Source organism: Polaromonas sp. Polasp52 (genome assembly GCF_059491565.1).
The window spans coordinates 829,591-849,400 of sequence record NZ_CP168513.1 but is presented as its reverse complement, the minus strand read 5'-3'; the positions used below and the strand labels follow the sequence as shown (position 1 = coordinate 849,400).

Annotated in this window: 21 protein-coding genes; 15 read left to right on the top strand and 6 right to left on the bottom strand. The window is 66.7% G+C overall.

Translation table 11 applies throughout. From position 1 onward, the window contains the following. Positions 1-138: 138 nt before the first annotated feature. Complete coding sequence (locus tag ACEN9P_RS04140) at positions 139-867, top strand: hypothetical protein (RefSeq protein WP_495621167.1); 729 nt, start codon at positions 139-141, stop codon at positions 865-867. Between the two features lie 3 nt (positions 868-870). Here ACEN9P_RS04140 and ACEN9P_RS04135 read toward each other — a convergent pair whose 3' ends face one another. Next, positions 871-1,629 carry an SDR family oxidoreductase gene (locus ACEN9P_RS04135; protein WP_495621166.1) on the bottom strand — a complete coding sequence of 253 codons (759 nt, stop codon included), beginning with the start codon at positions 1,627-1,629 and terminating at the stop codon, positions 871-873. A gap of 103 nt (positions 1,630-1,732) precedes the next feature. On the opposite strand from ACEN9P_RS04135, the gene ACEN9P_RS04130 reads away from it, so the two are divergent. The 6 genes from ACEN9P_RS04130 (at position 1,733) to ACEN9P_RS04105 (ending at position 6,990) form a co-directional block, all read left to right on the top strand. Next, a complete protein-coding gene (locus ACEN9P_RS04130) occupies positions 1,733-2,635 on the top strand; it encodes an AraC family transcriptional regulator (RefSeq protein ID WP_495621165.1) in 903 nt (300 codons plus the stop codon). A gap of 64 nt (positions 2,636-2,699) precedes the next feature. Further along, entirely contained in the window at positions 2,700-3,920 is a 1,221-nt protein-coding gene (locus tag ACEN9P_RS04125) for a helix-turn-helix domain-containing protein (RefSeq protein ID WP_495621164.1), read from the top strand. A 44-nt stretch (positions 3,921-3,964) separates the two neighbouring features. Beyond that, complete coding sequence (locus ACEN9P_RS04120) at positions 3,965-4,633, top strand: Vgb family protein (protein ID WP_495621163.1); 669 nt, start codon at positions 3,965-3,967, stop codon at positions 4,631-4,633. Positions 4,634-4,783: 150 nt separating this feature from the next. Next, positions 4,784-5,395 (top strand): glutathione transferase GstA, encoded by a 612-nt coding sequence (gene gstA / locus ACEN9P_RS04115; RefSeq protein ID WP_477714757.1) that lies wholly within the window; start codon positions 4,784-4,786, stop codon positions 5,393-5,395. 47 nt (positions 5,396-5,442) lie between these two features. Beyond that, positions 5,443-6,231, top strand: coding sequence for a DUF899 domain-containing protein (locus ACEN9P_RS04110; RefSeq protein ID WP_495621162.1), 789 nt, complete (start codon positions 5,443-5,445; stop codon positions 6,229-6,231). Between the two features lie 24 nt (positions 6,232-6,255). Then, positions 6,256-6,990: a hypothetical protein gene (locus ACEN9P_RS04105; RefSeq protein ID WP_495621161.1), complete on the top strand. Its 735-nt coding sequence runs from the start codon at positions 6,256-6,258 to the stop codon at positions 6,988-6,990. Between the two features lie 33 nt (positions 6,991-7,023). Here the strand turns inward: ACEN9P_RS04105 and ACEN9P_RS04100 are convergent, their stop codons facing one another. Next, on the bottom strand, positions 7,024-7,884 hold the full coding sequence (locus ACEN9P_RS04100) for a YihY family inner membrane protein (RefSeq protein ID WP_495621160.1): 861 nt from the start codon (positions 7,882-7,884) through the stop codon (positions 7,024-7,026). Positions 7,885-7,964: 80 nt separating this feature from the next. Here ACEN9P_RS04100 and ACEN9P_RS04095 point away from each other — a divergent pair, with 80 nt between their 5' ends. From ACEN9P_RS04095 to ACEN9P_RS04080, 4 genes are all read left to right on the top strand, one after another. Beyond that, entirely contained in the window at positions 7,965-8,588 is a 624-nt protein-coding gene (locus tag ACEN9P_RS04095) for a hypothetical protein (protein WP_495621159.1), read from the top strand. A gap of 197 nt (positions 8,589-8,785) precedes the next feature. Continuing rightward, positions 8,786-9,289: a hypothetical protein gene (locus ACEN9P_RS04090; protein ID WP_495621158.1), complete on the top strand. Its 504-nt coding sequence runs from the start codon at positions 8,786-8,788 to the stop codon at positions 9,287-9,289. Positions 9,290-9,294: 5 nt separating this feature from the next. Then, positions 9,295-9,792 (top strand): hypothetical protein, encoded by a 498-nt coding sequence (locus ACEN9P_RS04085; protein ID WP_495621157.1) that lies wholly within the window; start codon positions 9,295-9,297, stop codon positions 9,790-9,792. Between the two features lie 189 nt (positions 9,793-9,981). After that, a complete protein-coding gene (locus ACEN9P_RS04080; RefSeq protein WP_495621156.1) occupies positions 9,982-10,605 on the top strand; it encodes a class I SAM-dependent methyltransferase in 624 nt (207 codons plus the stop codon). A 36-nt stretch (positions 10,606-10,641) separates the two neighbouring features. On the opposite strand, the gene ACEN9P_RS04075 is transcribed toward ACEN9P_RS04080, so the two are convergent. The 4 genes from ACEN9P_RS04075 to argH all read right to left on the bottom strand — a co-directional run bounded on the left by ACEN9P_RS04075 (position 10,642) and on the right by argH (position 15,750). Further along, on the bottom strand, positions 10,642-12,159 hold the full coding sequence (locus ACEN9P_RS04075) for a DegQ family serine endoprotease (RefSeq protein WP_495621155.1): 1,518 nt from the start codon (positions 12,157-12,159) through the stop codon (positions 10,642-10,644). Positions 12,160-12,238: 79 nt separating this feature from the next. Continuing rightward, complete coding sequence (locus tag ACEN9P_RS04070) at positions 12,239-13,633, bottom strand: ATP-binding protein (RefSeq protein WP_495621154.1); 1,395 nt, start codon at positions 13,631-13,633, stop codon at positions 12,239-12,241. Then, positions 13,630-14,289 (bottom strand): response regulator, encoded by a 660-nt coding sequence (locus ACEN9P_RS04065; RefSeq protein WP_074577708.1) that lies wholly within the window; start codon positions 14,287-14,289, stop codon positions 13,630-13,632. The genes ACEN9P_RS04070 and ACEN9P_RS04065 overlap by 4 nt, the downstream gene beginning before the upstream one ends. Before the next feature lie 51 nt (positions 14,290-14,340). Then, a complete protein-coding gene (gene argH, locus ACEN9P_RS04060; protein ID WP_495621153.1) occupies positions 14,341-15,750 on the bottom strand; it encodes an argininosuccinate lyase in 1,410 nt (469 codons plus the stop codon). A gap of 250 nt (positions 15,751-16,000) precedes the next feature. Between argH and ACEN9P_RS04055 the strand changes: the two genes are divergently transcribed. From ACEN9P_RS04055 to ACEN9P_RS04040, 4 genes are all read left to right on the top strand, one after another. After that, positions 16,001-17,065, top strand: a complete 1,065-nt coding sequence (locus ACEN9P_RS04055) for a sensor histidine kinase (RefSeq protein ID WP_477661177.1) — start codon at positions 16,001-16,003, stop codon at positions 17,063-17,065. Next, on the top strand, positions 17,062-17,799 hold the full coding sequence (locus ACEN9P_RS04050; protein WP_477701094.1) for a LytR/AlgR family response regulator transcription factor: 738 nt from the start codon (positions 17,062-17,064) through the stop codon (positions 17,797-17,799). The genes ACEN9P_RS04055 and ACEN9P_RS04050 overlap by 4 nt, the downstream gene beginning before the upstream one ends. A gap of 68 nt (positions 17,800-17,867) precedes the next feature. After that, positions 17,868-18,590 (top strand): FkbM family methyltransferase, encoded by a 723-nt coding sequence (locus tag ACEN9P_RS04045; RefSeq protein WP_477661175.1) that lies wholly within the window; start codon positions 17,868-17,870, stop codon positions 18,588-18,590. Positions 18,591-18,607: 17 nt separating this feature from the next. After that, entirely contained in the window at positions 18,608-19,771 is a 1,164-nt protein-coding gene (locus ACEN9P_RS04040) for an AI-2E family transporter (RefSeq protein ID WP_477661174.1), read from the top strand. Positions 19,772-19,810 lie beyond the last annotated feature (39 nt).

Here is a 19,810-nt window from a genome sequence, read left to right as displayed (position 1 = left end):
ACAAGGTATGTACGGTGAGGGGAAAATTGCCGGGGCATTCACCGCGGGTCACCGCGGCGTACCCGATGGCAAAACCGCTGTCGTCGGTGCGGCCCAAAGCGGATATGTAAGCTGTCGACATCGAATGGAAGCATCCAAATGCCAAACACAAACCCCTCACCAGGCCTTTCATCCCCCAAGTCCCTGTCCGCCTGCAAGGCCTGGGCCAACCTGGCATGTCTGCTGATGCCCATGCTCTCCTGGGCCGGCGGTGCGGAATTCGCGCTGCGCTGGAGCAGCGGCGGGCCGGTGTCCGCGGAGGAGGCCGTGGCGGTGATGGGCCTGGAGGGCAGCCGCAAGGTCACGGAATACGAGGTGGAGTACTTCACGGTGTCGGCGCCGCCGGTGGCCACCGACCCGCCGGCGATAGGCCGCAGGCGCATCCGGTCCGACGGCAAGGTCGAGCTGACGCTGAAATACCGCAGCCCGCAGCCCTTCGGCAGCGGCTTTGACACCGAGACGGCCTGCGCCCTCGGGAAAAACACCAGCGTCAAGCAGGAGACCGACATATCGGTGCTGCAGACGCTGCAGCCCGGCCGGGCCTATTCGATTTCCTGCGAGCGTGAAGCGAAGAAGACGCTTGATTTTCCCGAAGCCATGCGTGCGAAGGCCATGGGCTGCAAGAACCGCATGAAACGCGTTGCCGTCGGCGCGTTCAAGGTGGAGGAGTGGCAGCTTCCCCAGGGCCGGCTTCTGGAAGTCTCCATGCCGGGGAGTGACACGCCGCAGGACCTCGCGCTCTTTATGGCCAGGGTCAAGCCCTTGCTCGACAAGGGCGTGGTGCTTGTGGATCGCAGCAAGACCCAGGCGGGAAGCGGCTGCGGCTAGGATTTACGCGGATTTAAAACAGGACTGCCGGGCAATCGCGACCGCGTCGGCACCCGCCGGGTAGTGCAGCGTGCCGTCCGCATCGTTCACGGCGCGCCACACCGCCTGCGCCACGTCCGCCGCGGTGGTCACGGCCGTCATCGTTCCCAGCGAGGCAAAAATGCTTTGCGCGAATGGCGCATACGCCTCGGGAATCAGGCCCTGCATGCGTTCGGCCCCGTTCGCGGTGAAGCGCGTGCCCGGCCCGTAACCCGGCTCGACCAGCTTCACGCCGATATTGAAGGGCGCCAGCTCCAATGCGAGCGATTCGGTAAAACCGGTGATCGCCGTCTTGCTCGCGGTATAGGCGGCCACCAGCGGCATGGGCGCCAGCGTCACGGTGGATGTCACGTTGACCACCAGGCCGGCCTGGCGCGCGCGGAACTGCGGCAGCACGGCCTGGGCCATGGCCATCATGCCGAAAGTGTTGGTTTCGAAGATCTCGCGCACCGTGGCCATGGGCGTCGCCTCGAAGGCACCGAAGAGGCCCAGGCCGGCGTTGTTCACGAGAACGTCGATGGGCCCGGCGGCCTCGATCGCCGCGGCGATGCTCTCGGGCCGGGTCACGTCCAGCGGCAGCACGCGCAAGTGTTCCGAAGGCGGCAGCACCTCCGTTCGCGGCGTTCGCATGGTGGCAATGACCCTCCAGCCCTGGGCGTGGAAGTGGCGCGCGGTTTCCAGGCCGTAGCCGGAAGAACAACCGGTGATCAGAATGGTTTTCATGCTGTGTTTCCTTGGGTGTGGGTTTGAGGTGGCGTAACGATATCGCTCGCAGGCAGGACTTACTACAATTCAGAGTCCGTAATTAATTGGCGAAAGTCCGGATATGGTCGACCCCCTCGCTGAAGTCATCGCGCTGCTCAGGCCGCGCGCCGTGTATTCCAAGGTGATCAGCGGCGCTGGCACCTGGGCCGTGCGCTATGCGGAATTCGGCCAGCCGAGCTTCTGCACCATGCTGGAGGGCGAATGCGTCCTGGCCGTGGACGGGCAGCAGCCCATCACGCTGGTGGCCGGCGATTTTTTGCTGATGCCGGCCACTCCCGGGTTCACGATGTCCGCGGTGGCGCCGGCCGCTCCCGTGTGGATCGATCCCAAGGCAGGGCCCGCGCCCGAGGGTGAAATTCGCCATGGCAATCCTGAAGGCCCGCCCGACGTGCGCATGCTGGGCGGCTATTTCGCTTTTGATTCACCCGATGCGGCCCTGATGGTCTCGCTGCTGCCGGCCGTGCTGCACGTGCGCGGCATAGGGCGGCTGCCGCTGCTGGTGCAGCTTGTGAGGGAGGAGTCCACGGCGCAGCGGCCCGGCCGTGAGCTGGTGCTCGGGCGGCTCATCGAAGTACTGCTCATCGAAGCGCTGCGTGGCGCGCCCACCGAAGGCGCTCCGCCGGGACTGCTGCGCGCCTTGGCCGACACCCGGCTGGCCGCCGCGATGCGGCACATGCACGGCGAGCCCGCGCGCGCATGGACAGTGGTGGAGCTCGCGAAGACGGCGGCGCTGTCGCGGTCGGCTTTCTTTGAACGCTTCTCGCGCGCCGTAGGCCTGCCGCCCATGGAGTACCTGCTGGCCTGGCGCATGGCCATCGCGAAAGACCTGCTCAGCCGCGGGGACGTCGCGCTGGTCGAGGTGGCTGAGCGCGTGGGTTACAGCTCGGCCAGTACCTTCAGCACCGCGTTCAGCCGCCATGTGGGACAGGCACCGGGTCGCTATGCGCGGCGGTCCCCGGCGTGATGGCGCCCGCTCCGGATCCTGCGGCGCGTCTATCAACATTCGCAGGACGGTGTAGCCTACGCCCATGGATTCCCTGATCACCGCCTCCTCGCGCGCGCTGGCCGCCGGCGACGCGCTGGGCGCGCTCAAACGGGTGGCGCTGCGCGACGACCCGCCGGCGCTGGCCTTGCGCGGCATTGCCATGGCCCAGCTCGGTGAGCACCCACGCGCGCGTGAATTGCTGCGGCGCGCGGCGCGTGGTTTTGGCGCGCATGAAGCCTTGTCGCATGCCCGCTGTGTGGTGGCCGAGGCCGAGGTGGCGCTGGCCATGCGCGACTTCACGGGCTCGCCGCGCGCGCTGGCGGCGGCCTCCGCCACGCTGGACGCGCTTGCCGACCATGCCAATGCGCTGCAGGCCTGGCTGGTCACGGCGCGCCGGTATTTGCTGCTGGGCCGGCTCGAGGAGGCCAGGGCCGCGCTGGCGCGGCTCGATGCGCGGGGCCTGCGGCCTTCGCTGAGGGCGGTGGCTGAAATGACCGCGGCCGAGCTGGCGCTGCGTTCGCTGCAGGTCGGCGAGGCGCGCCTGGCATTGGCGCGCGCGCAGGCGGCGGCCGAGCGCGCGCAGGTGCCTGCGCTGCAGGCCGAAGTGGCCGAGGCACGGGCCGCGCTCGACAGGCCCGCGGCCCGGCGGCTCACACCGGGTGGCGAGCAGGCGCTGCGCCTGGACGAGGTGTCGGCGCTGCTGGCCTCGGACGCGCTGGTGGTCGATGCCTGCCGGCATGGGGTTGGCGCCGGCGGGCAGTGGCGGCCGCTGGCGCGCCGGCCCGTGCTGTTTGCGCTGGCCCGGGCGCTGGCCGAAGCCTGGCCCGGCGATGTGGAGCGCGAGGCCTTGATTGCGAAGGTGTTTCGCACCAGGCACCCTGACGAGACACACAGGGCGCGCCTCAGGGTTGAAATAGGCCGGCTGCGCGCGCTGGTCAAGCCGCTCGCGGCGATTGAGGCGACCGGCCGGGGTTTTATCCTGAGGCCGCTGGGCGGGCGCGACGTGGCCGTGCTGGCGCCGCCGCTGGACGGCGACCAGGCCTCGCTGCTGGCACTGCTGTCGGATGGCGCGGCCTGGTCCACCTCGGCCCTGGCGCTGGCCCTGGGCGCCAGCCAGCGCACGGTGCAGCGCGCGCTGGCCGAGCTCGAAGGCGAGGGGCGGGTGCGCTCCCTGGGGCGGGCAAGGGCCCAGCGCTGGCTGGCGCCGCCGCTCGCCGGATTCACGACGATCTTGTTACTCCCCGCTGCGCTGCCGATTGGATAGAGTTGTCTCCATGGCGTCGATGGACGGCGCGACAAGGAAGCACGATGACAAGCAAGACCCTCAAGCAAGCCCCCGAGCCCAAGGCGCGCCCCGCCGAGATCGTGCGCGAATACGGCTTCCCCGGCATCGATGACATCGCCGGTGTCACCCACGACGGCCAGCGCGTCTGGGCCGCCGCGGGCAGCCAGCTGATCGCTTTCGACCCGGCCAGCGGCGAGCAGACCCGCACGCTGGACTGCGCGGGCGATGCCGGCACCGCCTTTGACGGCAAGTACCTGTACCAGATCGCCGAGTCGCGCATCGCCAAGATAGACCCGGCCAGCGGCAAGGTGCTGGCCACCATCCCGGCGCCCGGCGGCGGTGGCGACTCGGGCCTGACCTGGGCCGAAGGCAGCCTGTGGGTGGGCCAGTACCGCGACCGCAAAATCCACCAGATCGATCCCAAGACGGGCGCCATCCAGCGCACGATTGAATCGAACCGCTTCGTCACCGGCGTGACCTGGGTGGACGGCGAACTCTGGCACGGCACCTGGGAGGGCGACGAGAGCGAGATACGCCGCATAGACCCCCAGAGCGGCGCCGTGATCACGCGGCTCGAAATGCCGCAGGGCGTGGGCGTCAGCGGGCTGGAGTCCGATGGCGCCGGCCTGTTTTACGCGGGCGGCGGCAAGAGCGGCAAGGTCCGCGCCGTGCGGCGGCCCAAGGCTGCGTAAAGCCGCATAGAACGCAGCGCGCAAGGCAGCTAGAGCCCTTGCGCCGAGAGTTTCCCCGGCCTTAGGGCCACAACGAGCGCACCCGGAACCAGCACGGGTCGGGCAGCGCATTGACTGACGCAAACCGCATCGCACACCCAGGAGATCACCATGAAGTTGTATTACAGCCCCTCAGCCTGCTCGCTTTCACCGCACATCGTGGCCCATGAGCTGGGCCTGCCCATCGAGCTTGTGAAGGTCGACGTGGTCGCCAAACGCACCGAGCACGGTGAAGACTACCTCGCCATCAACCCCAAGGGCCTGGTGCCCGCGCTGCGCCTGGATGACGGCAGCGTGCTCACGGAAGGCCCGGCCGTCGTGCAATACCTGGCCGACCTCAAGCCTGAGGCGCAGCTGGTGCCCGCCCACGGCAGCATGGCGCGCTATCGCCTGCAGGAGATGCTGGGCTACCTCAATTCCGAGCTGCACCAGGGCTATATGCCGCTGTTCAACCCGGCCTGCAGCGAGGAGGTGCGCGGCGCGCGCATGGCCCACCTGCATAAACACTACGGCCTGCTGGAAGCCGCGCTGGGCCGCGCGCCCTTCCTGCTGGGCGAGCGCTTCACCGTGGCCGATGCCTACCTGTTTGTGATGACCCGCTGGGCGGAGTTCGTCAAGCTGGACCTGTCGGCCTTCCCCAGGCTGCTGGCCTTCCAGGCGCGCATCGCCGACCGGCCCGCCGTGCAGGCAGCGATGCGCCGTGAACAGGCCGCCAGCGCCTGAGCAAAACCTTTCCGTCACCACCCCCACTCATCATCAAGGAGCACAGCATGAACAGCACCATGACCGAAACATCCACCACCCAGCACAGCATCGTGCCCAGGGACCAATGGCTGGCCGAGCGCAAAACCCTGCTCGCGCAGGAGAAGGAACTGACGCGCCTGCGCGACCAGGTCGCCCGCGAGCGCCGCGCGCTGCCCTGGGTCCAGATCGAGAAGAACTACGTCTTCGACACGCCCCAAGGCAAACGTTCGCTGGCCGAGCTGTTTGAAGGCCGGCGCCAACTCATGGTGCAGCACTTTATGTTCGGCCCGGGCTGGGAGCAGGGCTGCCCGAGCTGCTCCTACATGGCCGACCACACGGCCGGCATGCAGGTCCACCTGGAACACCGCGACGTGACGTTTGTGGCCGTCTCGCGCGCAACCCTGCCCGAGATTGAGCGTTTTCGCCGGCGCATGGGCTGGCAATTCACCTGGGTGTCGTCCAACGGCAGCGACTTCAACTACGACTTCCATGTGAGCTTCAGGCCGCAGGACCGCGTCGACGGCACCGTCAACTACAACTACGGCATGACGGAATTCCCGGCCGAAGAGGCGCCCGGCATCAGCCTGTTTTACAAGGACGGCGAGGGCCGGGTCTTTCACACCTATTCGACCTACGGCCGCGGCGTGGAAGTGATGATGGGCACCTACAACATGCTGGACCTCACGCCCAAGGGCCGCGATGAGCATGATGGCTTTTACAAGATGGACTGGGTGCGCCACCATGACCGCTACGAGTCCCAGGCCGTGTTTACGCCCGCGCCCGAAGCCGCTTCGTGCTGCGGCGCAAAAGCCTGAGCGGGCCGGGCGGGCGAAAACATCATGGCAAGCCTTTGGCCCTGGCTGGTGGTGGCGGGTGTTGGCGCCCTGCATGGGCTGAACCCGGCCAATGGCTGGGCTTGCGCCGCCGCCTGGGGCCTGCGCTCGCGCGACCGCGCGCAGGCCTTGCGGGCGCTATGGCCTGTTGCCGTGGGGCATGCCGCCTCGATTGCGCTGGTGGCGGGCACTGTGGTGTGGGGCTTGGCCATGGACCGCTTTGTGTTGCAAGTCCTGGTGGGTAGCTTGTTGCTTGCCTGCCTTGTGCTTCACCTGTGGGGCCGCGCGCCCAGGGCGGCACGCGCGCCCGCGGGCCATGCCGGCCTGGCGCTGTGGTCTTTCATGATGGCCAGCGCGCAGGGCGCGGGCCTGATGCTGGTGCCTGCGCTGGTGCCGCTGTGCGCGGGAGAGGCATCGCTGGCCGGGATGGACGGCTTGGGCCCGTTGGCTCTGGCGTTTGCGGCCTTGGTGCTTCACACCGCGGCCATGCTGGCCGTCACCGGCCTGGTGGCCAGCGGGGTGTGCCGGGGTGTGAAGGCCGGCGCCCCTTGGCTGGGCCGCCTCAGGGATTTAACCGAGCAGGCGAAACAGGCCGTAAAGCGACAGCAGGGCCGTCAACACCAGCATGCCGGTCTTGACGCCGCGGCCACCGACCAAAGTTCCGATCACGCTGCAGGCCAGGATGGCGCCGAGGATGTAAGTTGTTTTCATGCGGCAATGGTAAAGCCTTGTGCGCCGTAATTCGGCCCGAAAACAACGGCTGTGGCTGGAAACCTACGCGCGTGAAAGCCGCCGTGTGGCCTGCGAGCCGCCGCGCGGCAGGCTGGCGCTGAGCAGCGCGGCGGCCAGCGTGACCAGCCACGAGTAATACACCCACAGCAGGAAAGCCAGCAGCGGCGCGAAGGCGCCGTAAATCGTGCGGTAGGTCGGCACATTGGCAAGGTAGATCGCAAAACCCTGTTTGCCCAGCTCGAAGGCGACACCGGCCAGCAGGCCGCCCGCGATCGCATCGCGCCAGCGCACCACGGTGTGCGGCACAAAGCGGAACAAACAGGCAAAACCCGCGGCGCTGAGCACCATGGGCCCGATGTTCAGCGCATGCGGCAGCCAGCCGGGCCGCGCCACCGGCAGCCCGCTGGAGGCGGTCGCCAGATAGGACGCGGCCCACAGGCTGGCGCCTATGAGCACGGGGCCGGTCAGCAGCATGCCGAGGTACAGGCCCAGCCGGCGCAGCAGCGGGCGCGGTTTTTTGACCTGCCAGATCCGGTTCAGCGTGGTCTCCACACTCATAAGCAGCGCCAGCGCCGACACCAGCAGCAATGCAAAGCCGAGCTGCGTCAGGCCGCCGGCATTGCCCGCGAACTGCGCGAGATACTTGAGCACCGTACGCGCGATGCCGTCCGGCAGCAGCCCGCGCAGCAAGTGCTCACGTATCGCATCCCCGGCCGCATGCAGGGCCGGTATGCGCGCGAACAAGGCAAAGCTCAGCGCCAGCAAGGGCACCATGGACATCACCATGGTGAAGGTCAAGCCGCCCGCCGCCTGCGGCAGCCGCTCCTCCCGGCCACGCCGCAGCAGCCGGCTGATCAGGCCGCCCTGGTTTCGGCTGCTGCTTGTGCTTGTCGTCGTTGCCATGCGGGGAATATAGCGGGGGCTGTGGGGTTTTAAGGCGGTGGCTTGGGAAATGCGGGGATTTGGGGGCGGGAGCGCGGCGTTTGCGCGACAAAGTACGGTTGAGGATGGCGTTGTATCAAAATGCGGGTTCGATACACAGATTTAAAGAACGTCCTGACGGGCGCCGACTACTTTCAACAATAGGCTTTAGTGTGACAGTCACGCCTGCTCAGCTGCATGCATTGGTCCAAAAAGAGCTTGAGGGCATTCGCGACGCGCGTGTCGTCAAACATATTCGAAACCTGTTGGTGGAACCGCAGGTTTTTTTGCGCTCATGGGACTACGGGGCGGATGGCGAGGCGTATCCGTGCTGGTCTGTGCTGGATCATGTCAAGTCATCAACAGGTATCGGTTACTGTGAGTTCGGATTTGGACCTGAATGCCCATGGGGGCTAGTGGGGCTGGCCGGCTCTGCCCATCAGTCGTTAGGAATGGATTCTGGCTGGTTTTCCACGTTCGTCGAAGCATTCTTTGAATCCGCAGCCGTCACCGATCTTCCGATATGGCGCGTCTTCAAACAAGGAGCGGGGCCTTATCCGGGCGTGGCTCTTACGACGGAGGCTGATTGGGATTCCACATGGGAGAGGGTCTACGCACTGAGAGCCTCTGATCCTGATGATCGCTACCATTGCGCTCAAGACATTTGGTTTCGATCGGATGCATGACGCAGTATCCGCATCTCGATATGAATGCTCCTGAGAGACCACCTGACACGCTGCCTGACCAGGAAGAGCAGGAGTCTGCGCGACGAAAACGCTCTCACGCTTAATTCGCCTGACCAGAAATGAACCTCATGGTTTGCCCTCGCGACCGACACGGATGATCTGCTCAATTCGTACCCTAGGCCGTGCAAGGAAATAAATTGGCGACAAAATCGGAAAAACTCATTGCGGCGTATGCAGGATTCGCGCGGGCAATTTCCGCCATCCCGGATGAAAAGGCGTGGGAACTCGCACTGGTCGCCACCGGGGTTCCAACCTTTGTTGCCGAGGCCCGTCCACAGGGCGCCAAGCCCACAAGTTCGCAGGTCGTCTCCGGCCTGGAGCAGGGCTTGATGGACATGCCCAACCTTATTGGCGAAGTGGATAGCCAGTGGCGTGGGGCGGTGTCAAAGGCGCTGCACGATGCGCTGGCGGCGGAGTACCCCGAATTTCTGCTGCTTGAAGCTGCGCGTCTCGAGAAGGTGATGGCGCGGGGGGAAATCAGGACCGAGGCCGAGTTCCATCTTGTGAGGTACAGGATAGATGTTCTGGAGGCAGAGCCGGAGTTGCCTCAGGCTTTGGGGCGGCTTTATGCTTTGGTCGAGGCGTTTAAATCCCGTGGTGTGACCGGCCTTGCCCCAACTGCCGCTCACCTTAAACCTTAGCTCAGATGACCGCCACGCCAATCTACCCGTTTGCACCGAAGTCCGCGATGGCGCTCAAGCCAGGGCAATACTGGGGCGTGCCGCTGAAAGATGGGTCTTTTGCATGCGGTCGTGTGCTGCAACCGGCGGCAAGCTATGCGGGCGCATCCCGGATGATGTTCTATGGGGCGCTGCTGGATTGGCATGGTCCGCAGCCGCCGACTGGAGATTCCATTGCCGGGGCGAAATGCATCGCGCAAGGCAAAATCCACGTGAAATCACTGAGTAGCTTTGGTACCCAGATCCTGGGCTTGCGCCCTTTGGAGCTCGACGGCATTTCTCCCACGCGTGTGCTTTCGGGGCTCGGTGACCCAGACGGGATGGTGATGTTGGGTATTGAACCGCTTCGTGTACGGGGAACAGCGGACGCGGAACTTCCCTCTCAATCGCTTTGGGGCGTCGGCTACATCCGAGCGCTGGCAGAACATGTATTGCTTTCTGAGAACCCAAGAGGCCGGAATTAGTCGATTGGCATCTCCCGTTTTTGCCGGGGAGCCGTATTGTTTGCTGCTTTCTTCCGAACGGCGATGGATGCGGTTACGGCCTGTGTTTGATGTGCGCCGGCCGCTTCTTCGATACTGGATAGAGGGTCAAGGCACCTGAGATGACCGCACCTGCTGCAATCGACGAAAATTTGGACCTTAAGAAGAACGATGCCAGACAACTCCAAACCCCCAAGCACCCAAGGCTACGCCGAGCAAGCCGAGGCGCTGATTCCGCAGTACGAGTCCATTCCCTTTGCCAAACGCCACGAGGTCGCGCTGCATCTGTTGCCAAAGACGCCAAGCCGCATCCTGGACATAGGGGCGGGGACCGGGGTCGATGCGGCCTGGTTCGCGGAGCAGGGGCATAGTGTCCTGGCCGTGGAGCCGACGGCGGAGTTCCGCACGGCGGCCATGCATCTCCACCCCTCGCCCTTGATCGAATGGCTGGACGATGTCTTGCCCGGGCTGGAGGCTGTGCTGTCGCGTGGGCAGCGCTTTGATGTTGTGATGCTGAGCGCGGTGTGGATGCATCTTGACGAGGCGGAGCGCCGCGCCGGCATGCCCAGGCTGGTGTCGCTGCTGGCGCCGGGCGGGCTGATCCTGCTGTCGCTCAGGCACGGGCCCGTTCCCGCCGGGCGGCGCATGTTTGAGGTGTCGGGCGAGGAGACGATGGCGCTTGCGCGCCGGCACGGGCTCAGGGCCGTGCTGAATACCCGGACCGGGTCATTGCTGCCGGGCAATGTTGCCGCCGACGTCACCTGGACCCGGCTCGCCTTCAGGCAGGAAGGCTAGCGGCCCCGGGCAACACGCCAGGAGCCGCAGTTTCATTTAGCCCAGGTTGACCGGCACAAAAATCTTGCTGTCCCCGCGCTGTATCAGCAGGGCCACGGATTTTTCGGACTTGGCCACGGTGGCGCGGACCTGGTCTATGTTTTTCACGGGCACGCCGTTGATGGACAGCAGCACGTCGCCGGGCTGCACGCCGGCCAGGGCCGAGGGGCCGCTGGCTTGTTCGACGACCAGGCCGTTGTCGATGCCGGTTTCTTTCTTTTCATCGGGCTGCAGCGGGCGCAGGGCCAGGCCCAGCTTGCCGTGGTTGGGGCTGTCCTTCTTCGCTACGACCTGGCCGGTTTTGTCGTCGGCGCTGCCGAGTTTGGCGCTGATTTCCTTGGCCGAGCCCTGGCGCCAGACGTCGAGCTTGAGGCTGTCGCCGGGCGCCGCCAGGCTGATGAGGGCGGGCAGGTCGCCGGAGGAGACGATGGGCTGGCCGTTGACGCGGCGGATCACGTCGCCGCTTTGCAGGCCGGCCTTGTCGGCGGGGCCGCCTTTTTCAACGCTGGAAACCAGCGCGCCTTCGGGCTTGTCGAGCTTGAAGGAGTCGGCAAAAGCCTGGTTGACCTCCTGCACCGCCACGCCCAGGCGCGCATGCTCGACCTTGCCGGTGGCCACGAGCTGGTTCTTGATCTTGGCCGCCACGTCGATGGGGATCGCGAAGGACACGCCCTGGTAGCCGCCGCTGCGGGTGTAGATCTGCGAGTTGATGCCCACCACTTCGCCGCGCGTGTTGAAGAGCGGCCCGCCGGAGTTGCCGGGGTTGACGGCGACGTCGGTCTGGATAAAGGGCACGGCGCTGTCGTCGGGCAGGGATCGGCCCTTGGCGCTCACGACGCCGGCGGTGACGGTGTTCTCAAAACCGAAAGGCGAGCCTATGGCCAGCACCCATTCGCCGACTTTCAGGTCGCTGACCTTGCCCAGGGTGACCACGGGCAGGTTTTTGGCTTCGATGCGCAGCACGGCGACATCGGTCTTGGGGTCGGCGCCCAGCACCTTGGCGCGGTATTCACGGCGGTCGGTGAGCTTGACGGTGACTTCCTTCGCATCGCGCACGACGTGGGCGTTGGTCAGGATGATGCCATCGGCGCTGACGATAAAACCCGAGCCCTGGCCGCGTGTGGGCATTTCCTGTTGCGGCGTGCCGTTGCGTCCGCCGGGGCGGCCCTGGCCTTGCTGGAAGCGCTTGAAGAACTCGAAGAAGGGGTCGCCGGAGAAAGGCGAATCGTCATCATCGTCACCCTGGGCGACTTCATTGCGGACCTTGGTGGTGCCGGTCACGCTGATGTTGACCACGGCCGGGCCGTAGCGCTCGGTGATCTGCGAGAAGTCGGGCAGGGCCATGGGGACGGGGGCCGCGCCGGTCGTGGCGGCGGGCGCCGTGATGGCGGGCGGCGTGGCGGCCGTTGCGGCGGAATGCAGGATGTTGATCGCGCCGACGCCGGCGCCGCCAATGGCGCCCGCGGCCAGCAATGCGGCGACAAGCCGGGTGTTCTTCAATGCAGTGGATGACATGGCGTGCTTCCTTGGGTTGGGTTACGGCACTCCGCGGTGCCGATGGACCTAACTATGGGGACGCAGCCTTAGACGGGGCTTAAGCGGAGCCAGTATCCGGCACAACCGGAAACCGCACCTCAACCCTGAGCCCACCCAGGCGTTCGGAGCGGACCAACTCCAGCGTGGCGCCGTGCCGTCCGGCAATCGCCTTGACGATGGCCAGGCCCAGGCCGCTGCCGGTGGGCGGGGCGGCATCGGCGCCGTCCCCCTCCTGGGCCGCGCGGAAGAAGCGGTCGAACACACGTTCGCGGTCCTGCTCGTCTATGCCGGGGCCGCTGTCTTCCACCGCGAGCACGGTCTCACCGTCCCGCGGGGCCAGCGACACGTCGACCCGGCCGCCGGCCGGTGTGTACTTGACGGCGTTGTCCAGCAGGTTGCGCAGCAGCACGCGCAGGGCCTCGGCCTGGCCCGTGACTTGCGGCGGCCGCGGCAAGGCGGTGCCCGCCACCATGCCCAGGTCTATCTGCTTGTGCAGGGCGTGCGGCAGCACGTCGGCCACGGCAAGCTTGATGACGTCCTGCAGGTCCACGAGCACGGCGGCCGCGGCCTGGCCTGAGCCGCTTGCCCCGGCGGTTTCGCCGGCTTCTTCGCGGGCCAGCACCAGCAGCTGCTCGACCAGGCGTATCGCCCGGTCTATGCCCTGGTTGAGCCGGGCGATGCCGGCTTCGTGTTCGGCGGGCGTGCCGCCATTGCGGCGCAGGGCCTGGGCCTGCAGCTTGAGCGCGGTCAGCGGCGAGCGCAGCTCGTGCGCCGCGTCGGCCACAAAATGTTTTTGCGCCTCGAAAGCGCCGCGCACCCGGCCGAACAGCAGGTTGAGTTCGTCCACCAGGGGGCGCACCTCGTCGGGCAGGCCTTCGGCGGCCAGCGGCGACAAGTCGTCGGCGCGCCGGCCCGCCACCTGGCGCCGGGCGCGTTCTATGGGCGCCAGCGAGCGGCTGATGACCCACCAGACGGCCAGCATCAGCAGCGGCGTCAGGAACACAAAAGGCAGCACGGCGCGCACCGCCAGTGCGCGCGCGCGGGCCGAGCGCGCATCCAGGTCCTGGGCGATCTGCACCGTCTGCAGCGCGGTCTGCAGGGTGTAGACGCGGTAGCGGTTGCCGTGGGCCTCCACGTCGGAAAAGCCCAGCACCGCGCGCGGCGGCAGCGCCGAGCGCGTGGAGCGAAAGATCTGTGTGCCGTCCTGGCCCCAGATCTGCACATAGACCTCGAAGCGGTCATCGGCGTCGGCCTCGTCAAGCGGCAGGTTGAAGGGCACGCCGCTGCGCAGCGAGCGCGCCATCTGCCGCAGGTGCTCGTCGAACATCGAATCGGCCTGCTGCAGTGCGCCGCGGTAGGCGGTGGCCGCCTGCAGCAGGGCGGCCAGGAAGATCGCGGCGAGCACAAACCAGAGCAAGCGCTTCCTCAAGGAATGGGTCACCGGCCTGTTCATTGTTTGGGCACCAGGTAGCCCAGGCCGCGCACCGTCTGGATGATGTCGTTGCCCAGCTTTTTACGCACGCCGTGGATATAGACCTCGACGGCATTGCTGCTGACGTCGTCTTTCCAGCTGAAGAGTTTTTCCTCGAGCTGGGCGCGCGAGAGCACCACGCCGGGGCGGGCCAGCAGGGGTTCGAGCACCGCCCACTCGCGCGCCGACAGGGTCACGGGCTGGCCGTTGAGGCTGGCTTCGCGCGTGGCCGGGTTCAGGCTCACGCCCTTGTGTTCAAAGGCCGGCTCGGCGCGGCCGGCGCTGCGGCGCAGCAGCGCGCGTATGCGCGCCAGCATTTCATCGGTGTCATAGGGTTTGACGACGTAGTCGTCGGCGCCGGCGTCCAGCCCGGCGATGCGGTCGCCGACCGCGTCGCGCGCGGTGGCCACCAGCACCGGCGTGGTGTCGCGGCGCGCGCGCAGGGCGCGCAGCACCTCCAGGCCGTCGCGCTGGGGCAGGCCCAGGTCCAGCAGCACCAGGTCGTAGTGTTCGCTGCGCAGGACCTCATCGGCCATGCGGCCGTCGCGCACCCAGTCGACCGCGTAATGCTCGGCGCGCAGCACCTGCAAAACGGTTTCGCCGATCATGGCGTCGTCCTCGACGAGCAATAAACGCATTGTTGTGTCCTTTGCAGCCGTTCAGTCTACAAAGGACAGCTTAGCCGGGGCTTAGGCCAGCCGCGCACGGTGGCGCGCGATCTGCGCCTTGACCTGGGCCGGTGCCGTGCCGCCCAGGATGTTGCGGGCGTTGAGCGAGCCGCGCAAGCTCAGGCAGTCGTAGACGTCTTTTTCGATCTTGGGGTTGAATTCCTGCAGCACGGCCAGCGGCAGCTCGGACAGGTCTACCGCATGGGTGGTGGCGGCCTTCACGGCATGGGCCACGGTTTCGTGGGCGTCGCGGAAGGGAATGCCTTTTTTCACCAGGTAGTCGGCCAGGTCGGTGGCGGTGGCGTAGCCGCGCAGCGCGGCCTGCTCCATGGCTTCGGGTTTGACAGTGATGCCGGCCACCATCTCGGCGAAGATGCGCAGCGTGTCCTTGAGTGTGTCGACGGTGTCGAACAGCGGCTCCTTGTCTTCCTGGTTGTCCTTGTTGTAGGCCAGGGGCTGGCCTTTCATCAGGGTGATCAGGCCCATCAGGTGGCCGACCACGCGGCCGGTCTTGCCGCGCGCGAGTTCGGGCACGTCGGGGTTTTTCTTCTGCGGCATGATGGACGAGCCGGTCGTGAAGCGGTCGGGGATGTGGATAAAGCCGAAGTTCTGGCTCATCCACAAAATCAGCTCCTCGCTCATGCGGCTGATGTGCACCATGGCCAGCGAGGCGGCGGCCGTGAACTCGATGGCGAAGTCGCGGTCGCTCACCGCGTCCAGGCTGTTCTGGCAGACCTGGGGCTTGCCGTCCTCGTCGACCATGCCCAGGGTCTTGGCGGCGCGCTCGCGGTCCAGCGGGTAGCTGGTGCCGGCCAGCGCGGCGGCGCCCAGCGGCAGGCGGTTCACGCGCTTCCTGATCTCGCGCATGCGCTCGGCATCGCGGCTGAACATTTCGACATAAGCCAGCATGTGGTGGCCGAAGCTCACGGGCTGGGCCACCTGCAGGTGGGTGAAGCCGGGCAGTATGACCTCGGCGTTTTTCTCGGCGATGTCGACCAGGGCTTTTTGCAGGTCGGTCAGCAGTCCGCCTATCAGGTCGATCTCGCCGCGCAGCCACAGGCGCACGTCGGTGGCGACCTGGTCGTTGCGGCTGCGGCCGGTGTGCAGGCGCTTGCCGGCATCGCCGACCAGCTGGGTCAGGCGCGCCTCGATGTTGAAGTGCACGTCCTCCAGGTCCAGCTTCCACTCAAAGGCGCCGGACTCGATTTCCGACGTGATCTGCGCCATGCCCTTCTGGATGTCGGCATAGTCGGCCGCGGGGATGATTTTTTGCGCGGCCAGCATCTCGGCGTGGGCCAGCGAGCCGGCGATGTCGGCCTGCCACAGGCGCTTGTCGAAGAACACGCTGGACGTGTAGCGCTTGACCAGGTCGCTCATGGGCTCGGAAAAGAGGGCAGACCAGGCTTGGGACTTTTTGTCGAATTGGTTCACGTCAGGCTTTCTTTGGGTGGCGGTCAGGGTGCCGGCCGTCCCGGGCCGTGGATTCAGGGCGCCGGATGCGCTATTCTGGGCAGCCACGGGCCGGCGACGGCCTTAATTGTCTTCCAGGCCGCCGCCGCGGGGGCGCGACCGGTGCAATACTCGGCATCACGGTGATTTTATCCATGTGCCTAAGAACCTGTTTGCGGCCTCGTTTAGGCCGCAAACAGGTTCTAATCCTCGATATCCATGCATGCACGCCATGAAGCCTTCGCTTGATCCGCAGACCTTCGGGGAATCCACCTTGCTGGGCAGCGTCATCTCTGTTGACGAGGAGCCGGCGCGGCGAAGCAGCGCGCGCGCCGGCATGTTTGACGCCTGCCAGGTCGGGGTGGTGCTGCGCGCCGTGCTGTTCGCGGAGGCCATGGTGGGCGTCACCGCCATGTTCGACGCCGACACCGCCGTCCAGTGGCTGCTGCGTTTTGCCTTGCTGACCGGCGGGGTGCTGCCGGCCACGCTGGCCTGGCTGATCGTGGCTTGCGCCCTCAAGTCACGGCTGAACCGGCTCAGGTCCTGGCTGCAGTGGACGGCCGGCGTGCTGCTGGGCGCGGGCGCGGGCCTCTACGGCTGCGGCCTGCTGTCGGTGATGGGGCTGCTGGTGCGGCCGCCCTGGTGGGCCAGCGCGGCGGCGGGTGCCCTGCTGTCGGCCATGCTGCTGGCGGGCCTGTACTGGCGCGCCAAGGCGCGCACACCGGCGGCCACGGCGGCGCGCCTGGCCGAGCTGCAGTCGCGCATACGCCCGCATTTTTTGTTCAACACCCTCAACAGCGCCATCGCGCTGGTGCGCGCCGAGCCGGCCAAGGCCGAGGCGGTGCTGGAAGACTTGAGCGAGCTGTTCCGCCACGCGCTGGCCGACCCCGCGGAATCGGTCACCCTGGGCCAGGAAATCGCGCTGGCCCAGCGCTACCTGGCCATAGAGCAGGTGCGCTTCGGCGAGCGCCTGCAGGTGCAGTGGAGCCTGGACGCCGAGGCCGACCAGGCCAAGCTGCCGCCGCTGCTGCTGCAGCCGCTGGTGGAGAATGCCGTCAAGCACGGCGTGGAGCCCAGCGCCACCGGCGCGCAGCTCAGGATTTCCACGCTCAAGCGCGGCGGCACGGTGGTGATCAAGGTCACCAACTCGACGCCGGCGGGCGCCGGCGAGCGCGGCCACGGCCTGGCGCTGGCCAATGTGCGGGAGCGGCTGGCCTTGCTGCATGATGTCGAGGCGAAATTCAGGACCGTGTTCAAGGACGGCATATTTCAGGTACGCATGGAGATTCCCGCATGAAACTCAAGGTACTGGTGGTGGACGACGAAGCGCTGGCCCGGTCGCGCCTGCGCACCCTGCTGGGCGACTGCACGGCGCCGGCCGCGGTGGTGGGTGCGGAAGCGGCCGATGCCGCGGAGGCCATGGGGGCCCTGCAGCGCGAAGCCTTTGACGCCGTGCTGCTGGACATCCGCATGCCGGGCGCCGACGGCATCGCGCTGGCCCAGATGATCGCCACGCTGCCGCGCAGGCCCGCCGTGGTGTTTGTCACGGCCCATGCCGAGCATGCGGTGCAGGCCTTCGAGCTGGAAGCCATCGACTACCTGACCAAACCGGTGCGCCTGGAACGCCTGCAGCAGGCGCTGCAGAAGGTGGAGCGCCTGGCGCAGGCCGCGCGCCCCGGCCAGCCGGCCGCCGAGGAAATGCTCATCATCCAGGACCGGGGCCGCACCGAGCGCGTGCCGCTGGCCGAGGTGATTTATTTCAAGGCCGAGCTCAAGTACATCACCGTGCGCACGGCCAGCCGCAGCTACATCCTGGACGGCTCGCTGAGCGAGCTGGAGGAGCGCCACGCGGCGCGCTTCATGCGCATACACCGCAACGCGCTGATCGCGCGGCATGCGGTGCGCGCGCTCGAAAAACATTTCGATCCCGAGGAGGGCGAGGGCTGGGCGGTGCGGCTCAACGGCATCGACGAGCTGCTGGCGGTCTCGCGCCGCCAGCTCAGCGCGGTGCGCGAGGCCATCACGACCTGACGCGCCCGGCGCCCGTCCCACTGCATTCCCCGGTTCTATTTTTTCCGTTTCCTGTTTTCCCTCTCCACATGCCCCCACACGCCGATTTCACCCAGCGCCACATCCACCGCTTCAGCAACCAGCCCGCCGTCGAGCAGCAGCTGGTGCGCGACTTTTTTGCCGGCAAACCCGGTTTTTACGTGGATGTGGGCGCCAACGACCCGGTGCTGGACTCCCAGTCCCAGCACCTGGAGGCGCTGGGCTGGACCGGCCTGCTGGTCGAACCCGACCCGGATTGCTGCGCGCTGCTGCGCCAAAGCCGCAAAGGCACGGTGATCGAAATGGCCTGCTCCAGCCCCGAGAACGCCGGCAAGCTGCTGCAGCTGAACCGCGCGGGCCCGCACTCGACGCTGGAAGACCGGCCCATCGCGCTGGGCGCGGTGGTGCGCTCCACCGTGGCGGTGCGCTGCGAAACCCTGGACACCATGCTGCGCGAGCACGGCGCGCCCGTGGGCTTTGATTTGCTGTCCATCGACATCGAGGGGCATGAGCTGGTCGCCCTGTCGGGCTTTGACTTCGCGCACTGGCAGCCCCGGCTGGTGCTGATCGAGGACCACGTCACCCACCACCACAAACATGCGCTGATGCAGCGCAACGGCTACCAGCTGCTGCTGCGAACCGGCCTCAACAGCTGGTACGTTCCGGCGAAAGCGTCCTACACGTTTTCCTGGGCCGCCCGGTTTGAATATCTGCGTAAGTACTACCTGGGGCTTCCATCGCGGAAGTTTCGCTATTCGCGCCAGGCGACTTGAACGGACACGGGGGACACATGACACAGGAAGAAGCCGACTCGACGAGGCCGGCCGACGCGGCCCTGGCCGCCGAAACGCAGCGTGTGCTTCTTCACATGCCGGTCGATATCCGCAACATGTCGCTGGTGGTGCTGGCCGGCCTGGCTTTCCTGTTCGTGCTGCACTGGGCCAAGGCCGTTTTTATCCCGGTGATGCTGGGCGTGCTGTTCAGCTATGCGTTTTCGCCGGTGGTCAACTGGTTTGAAGCCAGGCGGGTGCCGCGTTGGCTCAGCGCGGCCGTGCTGCTGCTGGCGATTCTGGGCGGCCTGGGCGGCGCCGCCTGGTCGCTCGGTGACGAGGCGACGCAGCTGGTGGAGGCGCTGCCGGCGGCGGCGCAGAAGTTCCGCCAGGCCGTGAAGGCGCGCAGCGGCCGCTCCGACAGCGCGCTGGAAACCGTGCAGAAAGCCGCATCGCAGATAGAGCAGGCCGCGCAGGAGAGCTCGGCACCCGGCACCACGCGCGGCGCCATGCGTGTGGTGGTCGAGCCCGCGCGCTTCGACATCAGGCACTACCTGTGGTCGGGCACCGTCGGCCTGATCGCGCTGATAGGCCAGGCCACGGTGGTGGTCTTCCTCACCTACTTCCTGATGATCTCGGGCGACACCTTCAGGCGCAAGCTGCTCAAGCTGGCGGGCGACAGCCTGAGCAGCAAGAAGATCACGCTGCAGGCGCTCAATGAAATCACCGGCCAGATCCAGCGCTACCTGCAGGTGCAGCTGCTGACCAGCGCGCTGGTGGGCCTCATGACCTGGCTGGCCTTGCTGGCCCTGGGCCTGGACAATGCCGCGGTCTGGGGTGTTGCGGCGGCCGTGCTGAACCTGGTGCCCTACGTCGGCTCGCTGGTCACGGCGGCCGGCTCGGCGCTGGTCGGATTTTTGCAGTTCGGCTCGCTCAACATGGCGCTGGCCGTGGGCGGCGCCTCGCTGCTGATCCACACCCTGGTCGGCAATCTGCTCACACCCTGGTTGACCAGCCGCGCCAGCCGCATGAACCCGGTGGCGGTCTTTATCGGGCTGTTGGCCTGGGGCTGGCTGTGGGGTGTGTGGGGCCTGCTGCTGGGTATTCCCATCCTGATGATTGTCAAGGCGATTTGCGACCGGGTGGAAGACCTGAAACCCATCGGTGAATTTCTCGGGTCTTGAAGGCCCCCACGCCGGGATAGGGCCCCCACGGTCGTTCGC